The organism is Rhizomicrobium electricum (genome assembly GCF_011762045.1).
In the GTDB taxonomy this organism is placed as follows: domain Bacteria; phylum Pseudomonadota; class Alphaproteobacteria; order Micropepsales; family Micropepsaceae; genus Rhizomicrobium; species Rhizomicrobium electricum.
The window spans coordinates 248,058-267,781 of the sequence record NZ_JAASQS010000001.1; the positions used below are offsets into that span (position 1 = coordinate 248,058).

Below are 19,724 nucleotides of genomic sequence, written 5' to 3' on the forward strand. Positions count from 1 at the left end.
CCTTCGAGTTGGTCGCGCTTCCCGGCCGACAACCGGTGATCGGGAAGCGCGTTAAATCCTGGCCCGCAAGCCGATCAGCACCTGGTCTTCCGTCATATTCCCGGTCGACACACCGACGAGACCGACGGCATCGCGATGCAAGACATGGTTGGAGAGGAACACATCGAGGTGCTCCGACAGATGGTAGTTCACCCGCATGTCGGCAGAATAGATATCGTCCCGCCCGCCGAATTCGTTGCTGCGCGACCAGCCGGCCGAAAGATCGGCGTTCATATCGACATTCAAGGTGCGCGAGACGTCGGCGCGGACGCCATAGACCGATGTGCGCGGCAGAACCGGCGTGCCCGGAGCCACGTCGAGGCGGTCGCGCTCCGATGCAAACACCGAAAGGGTGTAACGCATGCGGTCGTCGGTGTGGACGAACGAACCGTTGATCGAACGGGTGCGATTGATCGAGTTGTCGAGCGCCAGTCCGCCCGGTCCGATCGGCGAATAGCCGCCGTAACCGCCGGAGCCGAGCGAGGTTCCGAGATCGCCGAACGAGCCGTACCCTGTCGCGCCCATGTTGCCGAGACGGCCGAGGATATCGCCCTGCGGCGTCGAGATTCCATCGGTGGCATTGACCACGAACTGCGTTCTCGGCGACAGCGACCAGCGCACCGACCCCATATAGGTCGGGAAATTATGCTGCGTGCCGGCTTGGAAAGTGAAGACGAGATCGGGCGTGGGATTGTAGGTGAAGCCGCCCATCGCAGTCGGGCCGCTGACATCGCGCGCCAGGACCGTCGAGGACTTGAACTCGCTGTAGCCGCCGACGACGAACACCTTGAGCTCGCGCGAAAGCGCGTAGTTCAGGTTTGCAATGCCTTCGGTCTGGCGCTGGGTCCGCACGCTCTGGGAAGACTGCGCATAGCTGCCGACCACGCTCCATTGGAGCCGATCGAACCAGGTTCCGCTCGAAAACTCCTGGCTGATCGTGGTGGAAAGCGAATTGCGCGCCGGATCGACCGGCGGCACGCTTCCGCTGTTGTCCGTCGACGGACGCACGAAGAACACGCCGCCGTGCGAAGCCGAGGTCGACGAAGTGACATAATCCTTGAAGCGCAGCAAAAGCTGCGGTGACACCGAATATCCGTACGTGTCGCGCGAATTGTAGCGCGAGGTCGCGTCGCCGCCGGCCGAGATGTCGCCGACGCGGGAGAGATTGGTCGGCGTCGCAAACGCATTGGCGCGAATGAACAGCATCTCCGGGATTGCCGTCAGTTGCGAAGTCAGATTGAGCCGCTGCGAAAGATGATTGAGCCCGTGGTACTTCGACCAATACTGGCCCGAGAGGGAATAGGACGCATCGGCGTTGAGCCGCGGGTGGTTGTAGTGAAGCGCCCCGCCGATATTGCCGCGCGTGAAGGTATCATCGTGGCCGCTGCCGCGGGCGCTGGACGAATAGCCTTCGGCGATTTCAGCAAACACATTCCAGGTCATCGGCGGCAGAGCCGCCAGCGCGGAATCGGCCCACGCCGTGTCGGTGGGAATTTCCGCGGGAGCGGCGGGCTCAGCCGCCTCCGCGGATATTCCACACATCAGAGCCGCGGCCAAACACCAGCCGCACCTCGCGATTGTCCACGCCGAATGATCCGTCACGCTTACGTCCGTTGCGTTCGCCACTTCACCCCGTCCCCCGCGCCACCCCGCTTCAGAAGTAGCTTTGCGGAATAATGATGACATCCCCCGGCGCAAGCGGCGCATTCGCCGACATGTCGCCATCCTTGATCAGATCGTCGAGGCGCAACCCGTAGCTGACTTGTTTGCCGGACACGCTCCGCACCAATGTGGCGCGGTCACCGGCGGCGAGAGGGGTCAATCCACCGACCGCAATCAAGGCATCGAGAACCGTCATCCGGTCGCGATAGGCCAAGGACTGCGGTTTCTGAGCTTCACCCACAACGCGGACCTGCTGCGAATAGGGCCCTACGAACGAGTGGACGATAACCGTAACCAACGGGTTGTTCACGAATTTCTTTAACTGATCCTGGATATCATTCGAGAGTTCTGTGGGCGTTTTGCCCGCAGCAACGATGTCGTTGACCAGGGGCAGCGAAATCTTGCCGTCCGGCCGCACCGGGACTTCGGTCGACAATTCCTTGTTCTGCCAAACAAAAATCCCGATGGAATCACCAGCGCCGATGCGATAGGCGGTGGGGTTTTCCGGTACTGGCGGCGGTGGCGGCAAATTGCTGGCGCAGCCCGCTGCGAGCACACTCAACGCGAGGATCACAAAAGCTATAGGACGCGATAAGCCCGCACGTGCGAATCCGATCATGGAGAATGCCCCTGGATGTGTTCGAGGGAATCAACTTAGCGGTTAACCTGGAACTTTTCCAATACCACTTTGCATTTAACTGCGGGAACGTGTGTCTTCTCTGCATCTCCCTCGAAACCCCGTGCGGCACGCCGGGAACAGGCTTCGCCCGATTTCGTTGAGCCGGTTAATCCGATGTTCGGAAAACCCTAATTGCCACTACACCGCCTTCGTTAACCTAGTCTCTCGGGGTGCGATAGAGTCTTAAATGCATTAGCTGCCCTTACTGTTGTTCTCTCCATGTCACAATCATTCTTATTAAAAGGTACTTTTTATAAACATTCGAATTCGTTATGGATGGGCCAGCAACCGGTGGGAAGAATGACAATGAGAAACGTTCTCGAAAGTTACAATTCTCAGCCGACAACTAGTGCGTTCAGTCCCACGTCTTGGCACGTTCCGGTTCGCTCCTCGCGCAATGTCGAACTGCCCAGCAGCTCGGCGGCGAACTCGACAATGCGCAAGCGCTTCGTCCCCGGCTCCCGCACCACCCTCGTCGCGCTCGACGTCCTCTTCATGCTCGGGTCGATGGTTGCTCTGATTGCGGCCGTGCACGACCGGCTCGGCCTCTTCACCCTCGCCGAAACATCGCTGGTCATCGCCACCTTGGCCGTGAGCTCGATCGCGTTCGCCTACGCCTCCGGCTGCTATCGCCACGATGCGCTGGTGAACTTCTCGACCTCCATCACCCGACTGGTGGTAGCCCTGGGCGTCGGCGCAGCACTTTCGCTCGCCCTGATCCATTTCGGTTTCAGCCAGCTGTTCGAGACGCTGGCGTTCCGCAGTGCGAGCCGCGGTCTCACCATCGTACTGGTCGGAACCAGCGCCGAGTTGTTCGGCGGCATGATTGCCCGCCCGTTGTTCCTCGCGATGGCGCGGCGCCATTGGTTTCGCCGCCACATCCTCGTCATCGGTACCGGCATTCGCGCGCATTATCTGCGCGACCTGTTCCGCCGCTCCGACCGGCGGCTGGCGGAGCTGAATTTCGTCTCCGAGGAATATCTCGGCGGCGTACCGGCGACGAACCTGCCGGGCGAACCGATCGTACCGCTGCCGAAAGTGCAATCGGTCGAGGAATTGGAAGCCAAGCTCCACATCGACCAGGTCGTCGTTGCGGTCGACGACCCCGCAGACCTGCACTTCGATCACCTGCTGCCGTGGAAAGCCAACGGCGTGCCGGTATTCGACTTCAACACCTTCATCGAACGCGAAACCGGCCGTGTCGATCTCAAATGGACGGAGTCGCACTGGCTGCTCTATTCGGAAGGATTCCGCTTCGGCTGGCTCGACCGCGCCATCAAGCGCCTGCTCGACATCGCCGCCTCGGCCTCGCTGCTGCTTTTGACCTTGCCGACGCTGGCGGTGATCGCCGTCGCCATCGTGTTCGAGGACTTCGGGCCGGTATTCTATCGCCAGGAGCGCGTAAGCCGCGGCGGGCGCACGTTCAAGATCATCAAATTCCGCACCATGCGCGTGGATGCGGAGAAATTCGGCGCCCAATGGGCCAGCGAAAACGACCCGCGCGTGACCCGCGTCGGCCGCATTCTCCGGCGTACCCGCATCGACGAAATCCCGCAGCTCATCAACGTTCTGACCGGCGAAATGTCGATGGTCGGCCCGCGCCCGGAACGCCCGGTGTTCGTCAACCAACTGTCGGAACAGATCCGGCTCTATCACCTGCGCCACTGCGTCAAGGCCGGCGTCACCGGCTGGGCGCAGATCAACTATCCCTACGGCGCCTCGGTGGAAGATGCGATGCGCAAGCTCGAATACGATCTGTTCTACCTGAAGCACTTCTCGGTGCTGCGCGATCTTTCGATCATGCTGCAGACGTTCCGTGTGCTGGTATTCGCGCAGGGCTCGCGCTGAGCCCTTTCGTTTCCATCGCGGCGACGCATATCGTCTCGAACACCAGCCCGACGCTGCGCGCGGAACAGTTTTTCTCGACCATCGCCCGCGCCTCGTCCGCAAGACGGCGGCGTGTCGGCGCATCCACCGCCAGACGCACGGCGGCGGCGGCAAAAGCCTCTTCGGTATCGGCCTTGAGGAAGTGCCGCTCGGGCTCGACCGCAAGGCCTTCGATGCCGACCGAGGTCGACACCGTCGGCAAGCCGAACGCCATCGCCTCGTAAGCCTTGATCCGCGTGCCGCCGCCGACCCGAAGCGGGATGACATACGCCGCCGCCCCTTCGAGATGCGGCCGTACGTCGTCCACGGTACCGGTGAAAATCCAGTTGAGCCTGCGCCGCGCCGCTTCCGCGACAAGACCTGCATCCGGCCTGCGCCCGATCACGCGCATTTCGGCGTCCGGCAATGCGGCGACAATCAACGGCCAGACCTTGTCCATGAACCAGCGCACGCCGTCGATATTGGCGAGCGAATCCATCGACGCCGTAAAAGCGAACACCGGACGCACGTCATCGGGCACGGCCCGGAACGAGAAATAGTCGAGGTCGACACCGGTCGGGATGACCGACGCCAGCACACCATAATCGCGGCGGAATGCATCGCGGTCGCGCTCCGAAACCGCCACCACCGAATCGAACGCCTTGAGCGTCGCCGCCTCGAACGCGCGCATCTTGCGCAACTGGTCCTGCCAGACGAGGCGCTTCACGCCATGGGCGATTTCGCAGTGGCGTGCGAAAATCTCGGTTTCGACATTATGGGTGAACAGCACCGACACCATTTCGCGGTGCGACGGCACCAGCACGGCGGAATGCAGAAAGTCGGCGACCAGCACGTCCGCACCGGCCAAGGTCTTTTGCACGACTTTCCTTGCGGCCGCAGAACGGTCCGTCGCGACGGGAACCGGCAGCGGCGAAAACAGGTGCCGGAGCCGCGTCACGCCGAACAGCGGACCCCGCACCGGCTCCGGCCAAGCGACAAACGCATCGCACATCGCGGCAAGTTCGGCCGCCTGGTCGGGCGGGATATCGCGCGGCGACGGCGAAACCAGCGTGACGTGAAAACGCCCGCCCTTCAGGCCCTTCAGCACATGTGCGGTGCGGATCTTGCCGCCCATATCGGCCGGCAGCAGATATCGCGGCGAAACGAAAACGAGGCGTGGCTTCACCAGCAGATGCCTTGATAATCGGCGCCTGCCTGTTCGAGTTCGGCGACGCCCTGCAGATCGACGATGGTGCGGCCGGCGTGTTGCGCCGCAATCGCCGCGCGTTCCGCTTTGCCGACATGCCCGATCACGATGACGCCCGCCCCATCCAAGGTCTCTTCGACGGTCTGTTTCAGGAGCTTCCCGAGATGGGGGATTTCATGCTCGATGAATGCTTTGTTGGCGCCGGTGAGACGGGCCAGTTCGACGTCGCGGTCGTAGATCGCCAGCTCGTAACCCTTGCCGATCAGCTTTTCCGCCAAGGTCACCAATGGCGACTCGCGCATGTCGTCGGTGCCCGGCTTGAACGACAGACCGAAGAACGCGATCCGCCGCCGCCCGCCCTTCACGATCATGTCGAAGGCGCGGTCGACGTGACGCGCATTCGCAGTCAGCAGACTGCCGAGGAACGGGGTTTCGACATGCTCGCCGGCCGCCAGCGCGAGAAAGCCGCGCAAGTCCTTCGGCAGGCACGATCCGCCGAAGGCGAAACCCGGCTTGAGATAGACCGGGGAGATGTTCAACACATGATCCTGGCAGAACACGTCCAGCGCGGTGCGCGCGTCGATGCCGAGGCTTTTCAGCACCGCCCCCGCCTCGTTGGCAAATCCGATCTTCACGGCGTGGAAGATGTTGCAGAGATACTTGATGCTCTCCGCCGTACGCTCGTCGGTGGTTATGAACGGCGCATCGATGCCGTCGTAAAGCTCGCGGGCGACCGCAACAGCCTTGTCGCTCGACGCGCCGATCAGCGTGAACGGCGGCTTCTCGAAATCGGCGACCGCGCGGCCTTCGCGCAGGAATTCGGGGTTGTCGAGCAACTCCAGCCCGTCGCCAAGTTTCCGGCCCGAAGCGCGCACCAGCGCGGGCGCGATACGGTCCTTCACCGTTCCGGGCGGCACCGTGGAACGGATCACCACCGTATGGGGTGAATTTTTCCGCGCGATGGCCTCGCCGATCTGCACCGCGACATGGTCGATGGCATCCAGCGACGGCGCACCGGTCTTGCTGCTCGGCGTACCGACCGAGACCATCGAGACATCGCTTTCCGCAACGGCAGCATAAGCATCGGTCGTCGCGGTACACCGGCGCGCCGCCACGAGTTCGGCGAGAAGTTCGGGAATGCCCGGCTCCACGATGGGCGATTGCCCGGAATTGATGAGCGCCACCTTGTCGGGATTGACGTCGACGCCGACGACCGTGTGGCCATGCTTGGCGAGGCACGCTGCGGAAACTACGCCGACATATCCCATGCCGAAGATGGACACCTTCATCGATTGCTCCGCACACAAAGTTTCATTCCACACCTTGCAGAAGGATGGTGCACAGACAAGCAAAAAGGAACCGTCAAAAAATGAATTGATTGCACCCACAAACCGATGCGAGAAGGGCCCGCATGCTCTCCATCTTGACGGCAACCACACTCTTCCCCAACGACGCCAAACCCACCCAAGGCGCATTCGTCGCGACACGGCTCGCGAAGTTGTGCGAGAGCGGCGAAGTTTCCGCAGAGGTACTTGCGCCGGTGCCGTGGCTTCCTCCGTTCGTGCGCTATCGCGATGCCGGACGGCTCGATCTCGTCCCGCGCCATACGCAACGCGGCCCCTGGAACGTGTGGCATCCGCGCTATCTGGTGATCCCCAAGATCGGCATGACGGTCACGCCGCATACGCTGTATCTGACGATGCGGAACGCCTTGCGCCGTATGATCGCCGAAGGCCGCCGCTTCGATCTTATCGATGCGCACTATTTCTACCCCGACGGGGTTGCGGCGGTGCGGCTGGCGCGCGAATTCGGCTTGCCTGTGGTCGTGACCGCGCGCGGCACCGACATCAATCTGATTCCGGAGTTTCCAACGCCACGGCGAATGATCTTAAATGCCGCGCGGCAAGCCGACGGGCTCATTACGGTGTGCCAGGCCTTGAAGGATCGCATGATCGAACTCGGCGTAGCGGCGGAGCGGATCACGGTTTTGCGCAATGGCGTCGACCTCTCCTTGTTTCACCCCGAAGGGCGCGATGGCGCGCGCCGGCAGCTCGGTTTCCAGCGCCGAACCATTGGTTCGGTCGGCTGGCTCATCGAGCGCAAGGGCCATCACCATGTCATTGCGGCACTGGCGAAGCTGCCCGATACCGATCTCGTCATCGCCGGCGAAGGCCCCGAACGCGCCCGGCTCGAACGGCTTGCCGTATCGCTGGGGGTCGCCGACCGCGTCCGTTTCATGGGCTCGCTCGATCAGCGCCAGCTCGCGGAGGTTTACCGCGCGCTCGACGCCCTGGTGCTCGCCTCCAGTCGCGAAGGCTGGGCCAATGTTCTGCTCGAAGCGATGGCATGCGGCACGCCGGTGGTCGCCTCTTCCGTGTGGGGAACGCCGGAAGTCGTCGCCGAACCCGCTGCGGGCGTGTTGATGCGCAGCCTCGATGCCGACGGCGTTGCGGAAGGTGTCGCCGCGCTGTTTTCAAAACTTCCCGATCGCGCCGCAACCCGTGCGTATGCGGAACAGTTTTCGTGGGATGCCACCACCCAAGGGCAGCTTCGGATGTTCAAGCGCATCGTAGCGGAGCGGCAGGCCCGTCAACATCACATTGCTACCGTTGCGGCACGTGCAACAAGCCCACATCTGTAACTATTTTATACGATCCGCGCCGTCGCTTGATTGTGAGTGACGCGTGTTATTGCTACTTGTTCAATCTCATTCCTAGTATGAAGAACAAGAATGGGACTGGGCATTTCGCTTTTTGCTGGCCTCGTCGCGGCACTGGCGTACTCCGCCTTCGCTGCGATCCTGCCGGCTTGGGGCAAGCGATCCCGGCTCAACATGACGTTCGCCTTCGCGAGCGCGGCAACGGCGCTGTGGGCGCTTGCCGGTGCGTTCGACGATGCCGGATGGGTGGAACCCTGGACCGTGCGATGCGCCGCCGCCTTGCGCGAAGGCGCGTGGTTCACGCTGCTGATTGCCATTCTGCGCCAGGATGCCGTTCACCATCCGCTGTGGCGCCGGCTTGCCATCGCAGCCGCCGCTCTCGCCGCCGCCAATTTTGTCTTTGCCGCCACCTCCGCGACCATCGACACCGGATTGGGCGTGCGGCTCAACCAGCCCCTGATCGCTTTCGCGGTGGCGGTGATGGGATTGATCCTGGCCGAAAACCTCGCGCGAAACGTCGTCAATGCCCGGCTATGGTCGGCCAAACTGATGCTGATCGCGCTGACGGCGTTGTACGTCTACCACATCCTCGAATACATCCCGGAAATCCTCGCCAGCCAGACGCCGGAGGCGTTCGCGGTCGCCGAGCCGTTGCTGTACCTCCTGGCGCTGCCGCTGTTCGTCGTGACCGCGGTGCGCAGCGATTCCCTCCGGCTGAAGGTGCATTCCTCGCGCCGGGTCGTATTCCACTCCGCCACCTTGATCGTCACCGGCGTGGTCCTCCAGGGTATCGCAGCCGCCGCGCTGTATGTGCGCCATTTCGGCGGCACGCCCGCTGTCGTGCTCACCATCGTGCTCGGCTTCGGCAGCCTCGTCGCCTTGATCGTGGCCCTGTCGACCGCATCGGTGCGCTCGCAAATCCGCACCTTCATCAACGAGAACTTCTACAGCTACAAGTACGATTACCGGCTCGAATGGACCAAGTTCAATCAGGCGCTGTCGCGCTATGAAGACCGCGGCGGCCCGGAGCGCGTGCTGCTGACCTTGTCCGATCTGCTCGACAGCCCCGGCGGCGTCCTGTTCGTGCGGCGTTCGGGTTGGAAACAATACGCGCGGCTCGCCTATTCCCAATTCGGCGAAACCCTGGGGCCGATCCAGGAGACCGATCCGGTCCTCGCCAGCCTTGCCGACGAGCGGATTGCGTTTCTCGAGCTCCGTGACGACGACACGTTATGGAAGCCGCGCGCCCCCGAAACCTGGCTGGTGGTGCCGCTGCGGTTTCGCAACGAACTGATCGGATTCTCGCTGCTCCATAAACCGCGAGCGCCCAAGAAGCTCGACTGGGAAGACCGCAACCTCGTTGCGTTGATCGCCTCGCAGCTTGCCGGTTATCTGGTGCACGAGCAGACGGCACAGGCACTGGCCGATTCCCAGCAACTCGCGGAATTCAACAATCGCGTCACCTTTGCGTTGCACGATCTGAAGAACACGGCGGGACAACTCAGCCTTTTGGTCCAGAACGCGGAAAAGTTCGGCGACAATGCCGCCTTCCGCGCCGACATGATGGAAACCATCCGGCACGCCGTGGACAATCTGCAAGGACTGATCGGCAAGCTCCGCGACGGATCGAAGCCGGCGCAGCCTGCCGCCCCTGCGCGCGTCAATGTCGCCGACATCGTCGCCCGGTTCGCGCTCAAGAAAGCCGCCGCCGGCGTGGTGTTCGCGCGCGACCGCGGCGAAACGCTCGCGTTCGCCGATATCGCCCAGCCCGCGGCGTTCGAGAATGCGCTGGAGCACATCGTCACCAACGCCATCGAGGCCAGCCCCGAGCCGGGCAGCGTCGAACTCAGCGTCGCAGCCGCGAGCGGACGCATCCGCGTGGCCGTGCGCGACCGCGGTCCCGGCATGAGCGCGGACTTCATCGCGCGCGAGTTGTTCCGCCCCTTGCGAACGACCAAGAACAAAGGCCTCGGCATCGGCGCCTATCAGGCCCGCGCCATGATGCGCGACCTGGGCGGCGATATCGAGGTGGAAAGCACAGTCGGCAGCGGGACCACCGTGACCCTGGTCCTGCCCGGCGAAGACGTAAAACTCAAGGAAGCCTCATGACGCGTACGGATAACAAGAAAGACGGCGCGAAGCGCATATTGCTGGTGGAAGACGACGTCGGATTGCAGCGCCAGATGCAATGGACGCTCGATCCCCATCCCATGATCGCCGCCGGAACGCGTGCCGAGGCGCTGCGCGCCTTCGAAGACGGCGACATTCGCATCGTGATCCTCGACCTCGGCCTGCCCCCCGATCCCGACGGCGCCACGGAAGGTTTGCGCGTTCTCGATGCCATTCTCTCGCGCGCGCCGCAGACCAAGGTCATCATCCTGTCGGGCAATGCCGACCACGAAGTGGCGGTCAACGCCGTCGGGCGCGGCGCCTTCGATTTCATTTCCAAGCCGATCGACGGCGAGATCCTGAAGCTGATCGTGCAGCGCGCCGAGCGCATGTACGACCTGGAAGAGGAAAACCGCGCCCTCAGGGCCACGACCGACAAGCGCATGCCCGGCTTCGTGTTCGGCTCCTCGCAGATGCAGCAGATCGCCCAGACCATCGAGCGGGTGGCGCGGACCGATGCCAGCGTACTGGTGCTGGGCGAGAGCGGAACCGGCAAGGAGCTGATCGCGCGGGCCCTGCACGAGTCCTCGCCGCGCGCCAACGCCAAGCTGGTGGCCATCAACTGCGCCTCGATCCCGGAGAACCTTCTCGAAAGCGAGCTGTTCGGCCACGAACGCGGCGCCTTCACCGGGGCTATCAAACAGACGCTCGGAAAGTTCGAAATCGCCGACAAAGGCACGCTGTTCCTCGACGAAATCGGCGACATGCCGGTGGCGCTGCAAGCCAAACTGCTGCGCTTCCTGCAATCCAGGCAGTTCGAGCGGGTCGGCGGACGCCAGGTGCTCAGCGTCAATGTGCGGGTGATCTCGGCCACCAATCAGCCCTTGCAGCAGTTGGTGCAGGAAGGCCGCTTCCGCGAGGATCTCTATTACCGCCTCAACGAAATCCGCGTCGAACTTCCGCCGCTGCGCGATCGCGACGGCGACGCCGTCGTCCTGGCCCAGCATTTCCGCAACCTCTACAACCGCGAGCATTCGCGAAACTTGCGCGGCTTCACCAAAGAGGCGCTGCTCGCCCTGCAATCGCATAGATGGCCGGGCAACGTGCGCGAACTCGAGAACCGCATCAAGCGCGCCGTCATCATGTCGGACGGGCCGCTGATCACCGCCGACGACCTCGAACTCGTCTGCGAGGGCAAACCGCGAAATCTGAACCTGCGCGACCACATGCGCGAGCTGGAGGGTGCCCTTTTGCGCGAAGCGCTGGCGGTCTCCGACGGCAACGTCTCCAAGGCTGCCAAGCTGATGGGGATCAGCCGGCCGCAAGTCTACAACCTTATGGGCGCCCACAAACGGCACGCCTGATCCGGGAGAAACACTCATGACGAACATCCGCCGAGCTCTGACGATCGCTGCCGCCGTCGGCGCCCTTGCCGGGGTTCCTGCTGCAGCCGCGATCCCCAACGCCGCATCGAGCAATTCGAACAATCCTTCCGGTCTCGGCGATCTTTTGCGCCAGGCGCATCAGGCGATGAGCCAGGGCCATCCCAACGTCGCCGTGATCTATTTGAAAAACGCCGCGGCGCTGGCGCCCAAGAATGCCAACGTGAAGATCGAGCTCGGCTACGCGTACTTACAGTCGGGCGATGCGGCTTCTGCGGTACGCGAGCTTCGGGCCGCGCGCCAAGCCGGGGCGCCGGACGCCCGCGTCCTGCCGCTCCTGTTCGACGCCATGCTGGCTCGCAGTGAAGGCCAGGCGCTGCTGGATCAGTTCCCCGCGCCAGCCGCTGGCGACCGCTCGCCGCTGGCCGCCACCACCTTGCGCGCCCGCGCGCTGGCGCTCGCCACCACCGGACATCCCGACGACGCCATCGCCAGCATCGATTCCGCCCTGGCGATCAACCGCGACGCACCGAGCCTGGTGGTGCGCGCGCGCCTTGCCAAGGACAAAAAGGACATGGCGACCGCGCTGAAACTCAGCGAGGAAGCCTATGCCAAGGCCTCCGGCGACCTGAACGTCCAGCTGCTCCGCATTTCGCTGCTGCAGGCATCGGATCACGCCGATCAGGCGCTGGGCATCGCCGACAACATGGTCAAGCGCTATCCCGATAATCCGGTGTCGTATCTGTCGCGAGCCGGCGTTCTGATCCAACTGAAGCAGGACGGACGGGCCAAAGCCGACATCGACACGGTGCTGAAGCGCTGGAAGAACCTGCCGCAGGCGCAATACTTCCAGGCGTTGCTGTTCGAGCGGGCGAAAAATACCAAGGCCGCCTGGGCCGCGGCACAGGCGCTGCCGCCGGAGTTCATCAACGGGCGGCCGGAAATCGCCGTCATGGTGGCGCAAATCGCCGCCGCCGACGGACACAGCGACGTTGCCATCACCGTGCTCAACGGCGCCGTGGCACGCAACCCCGGCCTGGTCGAGCCGCGCGTCATCCTGGCGGCGCATTACCTTAAGGCCAACAATACGCAGCGGGCGCTCGATATCCTGCTGCCGTTGAAGGATTCCGGCGAGCCGCGGGTGATGGCTCTACTCGGACAGACCTACGCCATGCGCAAGGATACCGCGAAGTCGACCGAGTATTTCGACAAAGCCAGCTCCGGCGGCTTCGGCGGCGATCTGTTGAAGCAGCGCCTGGCCGCTTCGAACATCCAGCAGGGCAACTACGACGACGCCGTCAAGCAGCTGCGCGAGCTCGTCGCCAAGCAGCCGGGCGATGCGATCAACGTCGGTATGCTGGTTGCGGCGCAGATGCGCGCCGGCGACATTGCCGGCGCCAGTACTACCGCCGACAAATTCGTTGCCGCCGCGCCCAAGAGTCCCTACGGGCCTCTGTATCAGGGCCAGATTCTGCTCGCCAAACAGAACCTCGACGGGGCCATTGCCGCATTCGGCCGCTCGCTGGCGCTCGATCCGAAATTCGTCCTCGGCCTTTATAATCGCGCCGTGGCCAAGGCGGCCCGCGGCGACGTCAATGGTGCCAACGGCGATCTCACCGCGCTTCTGGCTGCCGATCCCAAGAACGTGATGGCAATGATCCGCAGCGCCGAACTGCAGATCCGCATGGGCCAGCAGGAGAAAGCCGAGGACCTGCTCAAGCGCGCCGTCGCGACCGATCCGAAAAATCCGACGCCCAATCTGGCGCTGTCGACCTTCTATATTACGCGCAGCCGTCTGAAGGAGGCCGGCGGCGTGATCGGAAGCTATTTGAAGACGTCGCCGAACGACATCAACGCGCAGATGGTCCAGGCCGAAATCCAGCTTGCCAGCGGGCAGAACGATCCCGCGCTTGCGACCTTCCGCAAGCTGGCGGCGCAGCGGCCGGATTCGCCGCAGGTCCAACTGATGCTGGCGAGCGCACTCGTCGCCAAGAAAGACAGCAACGGCGCGATGGCGGCCTACAAAAAGGCGCTGCAACTGGCGCCGAAGTTCACGCTCGCCCGCACCGCGTTGGTCCGTTATGCCATTGCCCTCAACAAGCCCGATGTGGCGCTGGCCGCGGCGGAAGACGGCATCAAGCAGGACCCGAGCACGAATTCCGATCTGCTCTATGCCTCGACGCTGACCACTCTCAAGCGCAACGACCAGGCGATGGCCGTACTGAAGAAGAGCCAGGCGCAGCGCCCGAGCGAAAACGGCGCCATCATGCTGAGCCAGCTCCTGCGGCAGACGAAAAAAGCCAAAGAAGCCGATCAGGTGCTGACGTCATGGTCCGCCAAGCATCCCGGCGATGTCGGCGCCCGACTGGAATTGGCGCAGCAAGTGATGATGAGCCAGCCCGATACGGCCGAACGCGAGTTCCGCGCCGTGCTGAAGACGCAGCCGCAAAACATGGTCGCGCTCAACAACCTCTCCTGGCTGCTGCAGAAGAAGGACACCAAGCAGGCACTCGTTTACGCCGAACAGGCAGCCAAGCTGGCGCCGAACTCCGCACCGGTGCTCGATACGCTGGGTTGGGTGAAGTGGCAGGCCAAGGATGCGCAGGGCGCGTTTGCCATTCTGCAGAAGGCCCACGCCCTCGATGCCAACAACGCCGAGATCGCCTATCACCTCGCGGTCGTACAGAACGCAACCGGGCGCCGCGCCGAGGCGAAGAAAACGCTCGCGGCGGTGATCGCCTCGAGCCAGGATTTCTCCGAACGGAAGGATGCGATGGCGCTGAACGGGGCGCTGCGCTAACGGGGCTCTGTCAGCCGGATTGTCCTGCGACCTTGGCGGGCTCCTCGCCCATCAGGTCGCGGGCATCCATGCTGATACGGACCAGCGCTTCCCACGCATTGCGGCAGGTGTCGGTTTCACGCACGCCTTTGAGAGCCGCCAGTTTGCTCTTCAGTGCCTCGAAACGCGCGATCTGAGCCCGGCCGGCACTGGCCGGCGGTTCGCCCAGCGGGAAGTCCGCGATGCCGCGGCAATCGTCCAGCCGCTCGGCGCTGAGAACTTCATCCGTACACGGCATGCGCCCCAAGGTGTTGCGGATCTGCTCGCGCAGCGAGAACAGGCGGTCGGCCAGTTCCGGCGCCTGCGGCGAAGGCGTCTTCACGATGGGTTCGGCGCCGGCGGCCAGTGGTGTCGGAACGACGATAGGCTCGGCCGCGGGGCGGCGACTCTCGGCCGGAGGCACCTTGGCGCGTGCCGTGATGCGAGCCGCGCGGATCACCGAGCGCCCCCAGATCCGCGCCGCGATCAGCGCCAGCACACCGCAGATCAGGATCTGCCAGTCGTAGAGCCAGTGCAGCAGTTCGCCGAACGCCACGGGAAGTACGGTGAAGAAAAAGAAGTTGAGTCCGGATGCGGACATGGTTGCAGATACCATCATCAAAACGCCTCAGCCGCGGCCACTCTGCCCTGATCGCGCGTGCCTTCCAATGCATCGCCTTCAGGTGTCGCAACGGAACCGGCGCGATTGGGGCCGAAGTGTCGCCGCCATGCACGTCCCGCCAGCGTCGGCAGAACATCCGCCGCAAGCGTACGGAGGCCGTTGCCGTACCGCCAATCGGCCGCGATCACGCCGATACGCGTGGTGCACACACCCATCCAATCGCGCTTGTAGGTGTCGTCGCCGCGACCGAAATCGAGCATCGATACACCCTCCTCGCGAAGACAGGTCTCGATCATGCGATGGGTCAGCAGCGTTCCCGGCGACAACGCGGCGGCATCCTCGCGGTGCACCAGCTTGAAAATCGTCGCGCGGCCGCCATGCACCAGCCAGATCTGGGCCGCGACCATCCGCCCTTCGATCTCCAACAGCCCCATGCGGACGGCAGGCGCAAGCCGTTGCACCATCGTTGCAAGAAATGCGGGATGCGGTTCCGGCCCTTTCCACGAGGCGCGCTGAATAGCCTCGTAGTGCGCCAGCGCGGGACCGAAGCCGTCGCGCAAGTATGTGAAGGTCGCGGCCGTCGCAGCCGATTTGCGCCGGACCGTCGTTCGCAATCGCGACGGCCGCCGCGCCCAGTAACCGGCGAAGTCGGCAACCGGCTCCGACCAGTTGACGAAGCCCTGATAAGAAGCAGTGGCGAAGTTCTCGCCCAAACCTTTCAGGAACGCCGCCATCCCTGGATCGGACCGGTCGATGGCATCGAGCCGTACTGCCCCGCCCGCAGCCCCGCGCATCTGCCGGCCCATTTCGTACGCGCTATCAACGTCCGGTAGTGCGGGCGCATAACGTGTGGTGTACGGAGCGGTCAGGCCGCGAATGCCGGAGGGACCGATCGCCACCGGTAACGCCGCTTTCGGCGCCCCACCTGCTCGGCTCACGACGATGGCCGCCCGCTCTCCCGCGTCGAGTGTCGTCTCGGCAAGCGCCTCAAACCAGCCCGGCATCCCTTCCGCTTGGGAACTTTTTGCGAGGAGCGATTCCACGCGCGACAACTCGGACCAAGCGATGGTATCAATCATTTGTTTTACGCATTTTTAAGCCGAGCGCCCGCACCTTGGCGCTGCGTGCACTGGAGCGGCGGGAATGGGCTTTCTTGAGTGGTTTCTGATCGGCTGGGTTGCCATTTCCGTGATGGCGACGCCGATCGTCGCCCGTCTGGTGGCGAACCGCGTCGGCGAGCCGGAACCCGACGAAAGCCTCGCGCCGGAATGGAGCCAGATCGCGCACGACTAGCCCGTCGCCCCAATGGGAACCGCGCGCCATGCGGGTTGCGTGCGCTTCGGACGCACCATTTCCCACAGCGGCAGCATCAGGCAGATGTCGATCACGAACAAATCGTAATAGGCCAAGCTGAGCGCCGCGCCCGAGACGCAGAACACGATCAGGCTCGCCTGTAGCGCCACCCCAAGCTCCGCGACCCAGCGCTGCTCGCCCACGCGGCGGGCCGCCCGGATAATGCGCGACACGCGGAAGAACGATGCCGCGATCAGCAGCAGATAAATCCCGAGACCGATGAAGCCGTGCTCGCCCAGCACCTGGAAATAGATGCTGTGCGCGGCATGGTTCTTCTCGTTGGGAAAGTAGGAATGGAACAAGGGCGCCAACTGCGGGCCATAGAAGCCGGCCCCAAACGGGAAACGGTCCTTGGCGGCATTGAAGGCGACCTTCCAGGCGACGATACGGCCGTGGAAGGACTGGTCCTCCTGCACCGACGCTACCGAATTCATCGTGCTCATGCGGTCGAAATACTGGGCCGGCATGAAATGCGCCGTGAAGGCGATCAGAACCGACGCGACGGCGATATAGGTCAGCCGCCGCTTCATCCGGAGAAGACCGAGAAAACCGAGCGTGGCAAGGCCGATCAAGGCGCCGCGCGAATAGGTTCCGATCACCGCAATCACGGTGAGTATGATGCCGCTCAAAAGACCCAGCCGGACCCACTTGTCGAGCGACTGGCCGCGCAGATAGTTCGCCAGCGGCAAGGTCATCAGCATGGCCACGGCGAGCTGGTTGTTGTCGTTGATCATGGTCCCGGACGGACCTAGCACATGGTTGTGGCCGCCCGTGACGATCGTGAACAACCCGCCTTTGACGCCGTAATAGAACAGCGAAATCACCGCCACCCAGATCACCGCCTGCACCCGCACGCGATTGGTGACCGTTGCGGCCAAGAGAATGCCGAGCGCGAAAGTCTTCCAGGTCCGGTCCCAATAGCCGAAGGACCACTCGGGATCGTACGCGAAGAAGGTGCCGATCGTCGTCCACACAATGAAGATGATGACGCCCCACAGGATGAAGCCGTTGGGCGGAGCCTTGCGCTCCTTCGACATCGCCCACGCCACCAGGGTCACCAGTGCGATCACCATGTTGGCGGAGCCGACGAAACCGTAGGTTTCGCGATGCGGGTTCTGCAGCGTGAACCATTCCCAGATCAGCACGCCGACGAACGGCCAGCGCAAGGTCATGCCGAGCCCGGCGAGGATCGCAATGACAAGCAGGATTTCGCGCAACCGTTCCTCCTAGCTTGCCTGCCGGCGCAGCGCGGCTGGTGCTGTCCATGTCGACGGCCGGTATCCCGCGAACAAAGCCCGCGAGAAGAATACGCCGGCGCGCGCGATATCGCCGTTGGCCAAGGCGATATGGCCGGCGTTGGCGTACCGCTCGGCGAGAATCGCCCGGATTTCCCTGCGCGCGAGGCGATGGCGCAACCGTTCGATGTGATGCCGAATCATCGGCAGCACGTACCGGCCTTGATCCGATGCGCGGTATCGCGACAGCGATTCCGGCTGCACGTAAACTTCGGCCAGCGTCTCCGGCACATAGGCGAGCGCGCCTTCGAGCCCCAGCCGGATCCACATGTCCTGATCCTCACCCACCGGCATGTCTTCGTCGAAGCGAAGCCGCGCCAGCAGCGCCCGCGGCGCCATCACAGTCGGCGTCGCCACGAAATTGCGCCGCAACAGATCCTTCCAGGCATTTGCCCCCGTTTTCACGTCGCGGCCGCGGAACGTGTCTCCGAGCGGCCGACTGTCGCGACCGAACTCTTGCGACGCACAGAACACGAGGCTGACACCCTCGCGCGCTTCGGCGAGCTGCTTTTCGAGCTTCTGCGGCCGCCAGACGTCGTCGGCGTCGAGGAATGCGATCCATGCGCCTTTTGCGGCCGCGATTCCGGCATTGCGCGCCGCTGCAGCCCCTCGCCGTTCCGCCAGCCGCACAATCCTTACGTTGGGAAATGAAAGCGCCACAACGGACGTCGCATCGCCGCTGGCATCGTCGACAACCAGGACTTCGTCGGCCGGAAGAGTTTGCGCGAGCACCGACGCGAGCGCGCGTTTGATCGTCCCGGCCGCATTATGGGCCGGAATGACCACGCTCACGCTCGGAGTTGACGCCATGTGTATTCTCTTTCGCGGGCAGCATCCGATGTCCGCCGCGCGCGCACAATACAAACGCCCGCCGTTTTGTATAGATCGCGCACGTTCTGTTGCGCCCTGTGGCGCCGCCGACGCTTCCGCAACGTGAGCGTTCGGCGTGCTTCTGCTGTCACAAACCGTGTAAAAGCCGTGGCCGCTCGCAGATGCTCGTAGTACTGCAACATGTCGGCGGTATAGATGACGATGCAAACGCACCCTCCGAAGGACGCATGACACCCGACGTATCCGTCGTGATCGCCACCCGCGACCGCCATGAAGCGCTGGCCCGTCTTCTCGCCTGCGTGAAGTCTCAGGACCTGACCAATTTCGAGTGCATTGTGGTGGACGACGCCTCCAACGACGAAGGCGCCTACGATCGCATCTGGCAGAGCCTCGATGAACGATTCCGTCTGCTGCGCTCGCCGACATCGCTGGCCGAGGGCCCTTCCCGCGCCCGCAACCGCGGCATCGCGGCGGCCACGGCCCCTTTGATCGCGTTCTGCGACGACGACGACCGCTGGGTCCGCACCGACCACCTCAGCACCGCCGTCGATGCGATGCGCCGCTACGATGCCGACCTCTATTTCGCCAACATGCAGACCTCACGCGGCGGCGACATCCTGGGCGCCGACTTCTACGGCGTCATCCGCCCGTTCTTGACGCGACGTCCGCTCGGCAACGCCCTGCACGAGGTCGCGCCCGCCGACCGGGCGGCCGCCATGAAACACATCTTCCTGCACTGCGACAGCCTGGTCGCCTCTGCGGCACTGCTGCGCGATGCCGGACTGTTCTGGGAAAAGCTATCGATGGCCGAGGATCGCGACCTCGCCTTACGTCTGCTCGACCGGGCCAAACGGGTCGTCTATCGCGACGTCGTAACCGCCGACTACGACCGCACGGCGCATACCGGCCTCTGCAAGGCCTACACCGAGGATGAAATCCGCCAGTTCGTAGTGATCGCCATGCTGCATGCGGAAACGTCGATGCGCAGCCCATCGCTGCGCCGGGTGGCGCGCGGCTATCGCGCCTGGATGCTGTACGAGTTGGCGCAAAGCGCTCGCAGCGACGGCCGGATGCGGGCGGCGCGCGAACTGGTCCTGCAATCGCTGCTGCTGCGTCCGACCGTGGCCGCATGCCGTTTTTTTCTGGACGGCCGGGCGACGGAGCCGCTGAGCCAACTCAAAAGCCGCCCGGAGGCGCAGTAG

General features: G+C 63.6%; 15 protein-coding genes. 7 read left to right on the forward strand and 8 right to left on the reverse strand.

What is annotated here, in order from left to right:
* Nucleotides 1-51: 51 nt before the first annotated feature.
* Together FHS84_RS01185 and FHS84_RS01190 are read right to left on the reverse strand one after the other, a co-directional pair.
* On the reverse strand, nt 52-1,581 hold the full coding sequence (locus FHS84_RS01185; RefSeq protein ID WP_166929430.1) for a porin family protein: 1,530 nt from the start codon (nt 1,579-1,581) through the stop codon (nt 52-54).
* A 112-nt stretch (nt 1,582-1,693) separates the two neighbouring features.
* On the reverse strand, nt 1,694-2,320 hold the full coding sequence (locus FHS84_RS01190) for an XrtA/PEP-CTERM system exopolysaccharide export protein (RefSeq protein WP_166929433.1): 627 nt from the start codon (nt 2,318-2,320) through the stop codon (nt 1,694-1,696).
* A gap of 495 nt (nt 2,321-2,815) precedes the next feature.
* Between FHS84_RS01190 and FHS84_RS01195 the strand changes: the two genes are divergently transcribed.
* A complete protein-coding gene (locus FHS84_RS01195; RefSeq protein WP_166929435.1) occupies nt 2,816-4,228 on the forward strand; it encodes a TIGR03013 family XrtA/PEP-CTERM system glycosyltransferase in 1,413 nt (470 codons plus the stop codon).
* Here the strand turns inward: FHS84_RS01195 and FHS84_RS01200 are convergent.
* Both FHS84_RS01200 and FHS84_RS01205 read right to left on the reverse strand, forming a co-directional pair.
* Nucleotides 4,179-5,432, reverse strand: coding sequence for a glycosyltransferase (locus tag FHS84_RS01200; RefSeq protein ID WP_166929437.1), 1,254 nt, complete (start codon nt 5,430-5,432; stop codon nt 4,179-4,181). The genes FHS84_RS01195 and FHS84_RS01200 overlap by 50 nt on opposite strands.
* Nucleotides 5,429-6,742 (reverse strand): nucleotide sugar dehydrogenase, encoded by a 1,314-nt coding sequence (locus tag FHS84_RS01205; protein WP_166929439.1) that lies wholly within the window; start codon nt 6,740-6,742, stop codon nt 5,429-5,431. Before FHS84_RS01205 ends, FHS84_RS01200 begins: the two co-directional genes overlap by 4 nt.
* 122 nt (nt 6,743-6,864) lie before the next feature.
* Here FHS84_RS01205 and FHS84_RS01210 point away from each other — a divergent pair, with 122 nt between their 5' ends.
* From FHS84_RS01210 to prsT, 4 genes are all read left to right on the forward strand, one after another.
* The gene (locus tag FHS84_RS01210) at nt 6,865-8,094 is read left to right on the forward strand and encodes a glycosyltransferase family 4 protein (protein WP_166929441.1); all 1,230 of its coding nucleotides are present in this window, start codon (nt 6,865-6,867) and stop codon (nt 8,092-8,094) included.
* A 90-nt stretch (nt 8,095-8,184) separates the two neighbouring features.
* Nucleotides 8,185-10,221, forward strand: a complete 2,037-nt coding sequence (prsK, locus tag FHS84_RS01215; RefSeq protein ID WP_166929443.1) for an XrtA/PEP-CTERM system histidine kinase PrsK — start codon at nt 8,185-8,187, stop codon at nt 10,219-10,221.
* Nucleotides 10,218-11,585: a PEP-CTERM-box response regulator transcription factor gene (prsR, locus tag FHS84_RS01220; RefSeq protein ID WP_166929445.1), complete on the forward strand. Its 1,368-nt coding sequence runs from the start codon at nt 10,218-10,220 to the stop codon at nt 11,583-11,585. The genes prsK and prsR overlap by 4 nt, the downstream gene beginning before the upstream one ends.
* 16 nt (nt 11,586-11,601) lie before the next feature.
* The gene (prsT, locus tag FHS84_RS01225; protein ID WP_166929447.1) at nt 11,602-14,403 is read left to right on the forward strand and encodes an XrtA/PEP-CTERM system TPR-repeat protein PrsT; all 2,802 of its coding nucleotides are present in this window, start codon (nt 11,602-11,604) and stop codon (nt 14,401-14,403) included.
* A 10-nt stretch (nt 14,404-14,413) separates the two neighbouring features.
* Here prsT and FHS84_RS01230 read toward each other — a convergent pair whose 3' ends face one another.
* Both FHS84_RS01230 and FHS84_RS01235 read right to left on the reverse strand, forming a co-directional pair.
* Nucleotides 14,414-15,022: a hypothetical protein gene (locus FHS84_RS01230; RefSeq protein ID WP_166929449.1), complete on the reverse strand. Its 609-nt coding sequence runs from the start codon at nt 15,020-15,022 to the stop codon at nt 14,414-14,416.
* Nucleotides 15,023-15,039: 17 nt separating this feature from the next.
* Nucleotides 15,040-16,047, reverse strand: a complete 1,008-nt coding sequence (locus FHS84_RS01235) for a GNAT family N-acetyltransferase (RefSeq protein WP_166929451.1) — start codon at nt 16,045-16,047, stop codon at nt 15,040-15,042.
* A gap of 139 nt (nt 16,048-16,186) precedes the next feature.
* Between FHS84_RS01235 and FHS84_RS01240 the strand changes: the two genes are divergently transcribed.
* The gene (locus FHS84_RS01240; RefSeq protein WP_166929453.1) at nt 16,187-16,336 is read left to right on the forward strand and encodes a hypothetical protein; all 150 of its coding nucleotides are present in this window, start codon (nt 16,187-16,189) and stop codon (nt 16,334-16,336) included.
* Here FHS84_RS01240 and FHS84_RS01245 read toward each other — a convergent pair.
* Both FHS84_RS01245 and FHS84_RS01250 read right to left on the reverse strand, forming a co-directional pair.
* Nucleotides 16,333-17,613 carry a putative O-glycosylation ligase, exosortase A system-associated gene (locus FHS84_RS01245; protein WP_166929455.1) on the reverse strand — a complete coding sequence of 427 codons (1,281 nt, stop codon included), beginning with the start codon at nt 17,611-17,613 and terminating at the stop codon, nt 16,333-16,335. The two genes, FHS84_RS01240 and FHS84_RS01245, sit on opposite strands and share 4 nt — an antisense overlap.
* Nucleotides 17,614-17,622: 9 nt before the next feature.
* Nucleotides 17,623-18,501 (reverse strand): glycosyltransferase family 2 protein, encoded by an 879-nt coding sequence (locus FHS84_RS01250; RefSeq protein ID WP_166929457.1) that lies wholly within the window; start codon nt 18,499-18,501, stop codon nt 17,623-17,625.
* 248 nt (nt 18,502-18,749) lie between these two features.
* Between FHS84_RS01250 and FHS84_RS01255 the strand changes: the two genes are divergently transcribed.
* A complete protein-coding gene (locus FHS84_RS01255) occupies nt 18,750-19,724 on the forward strand; it encodes a glycosyltransferase family 2 protein (RefSeq protein WP_166929459.1) in 975 nt (324 codons plus the stop codon).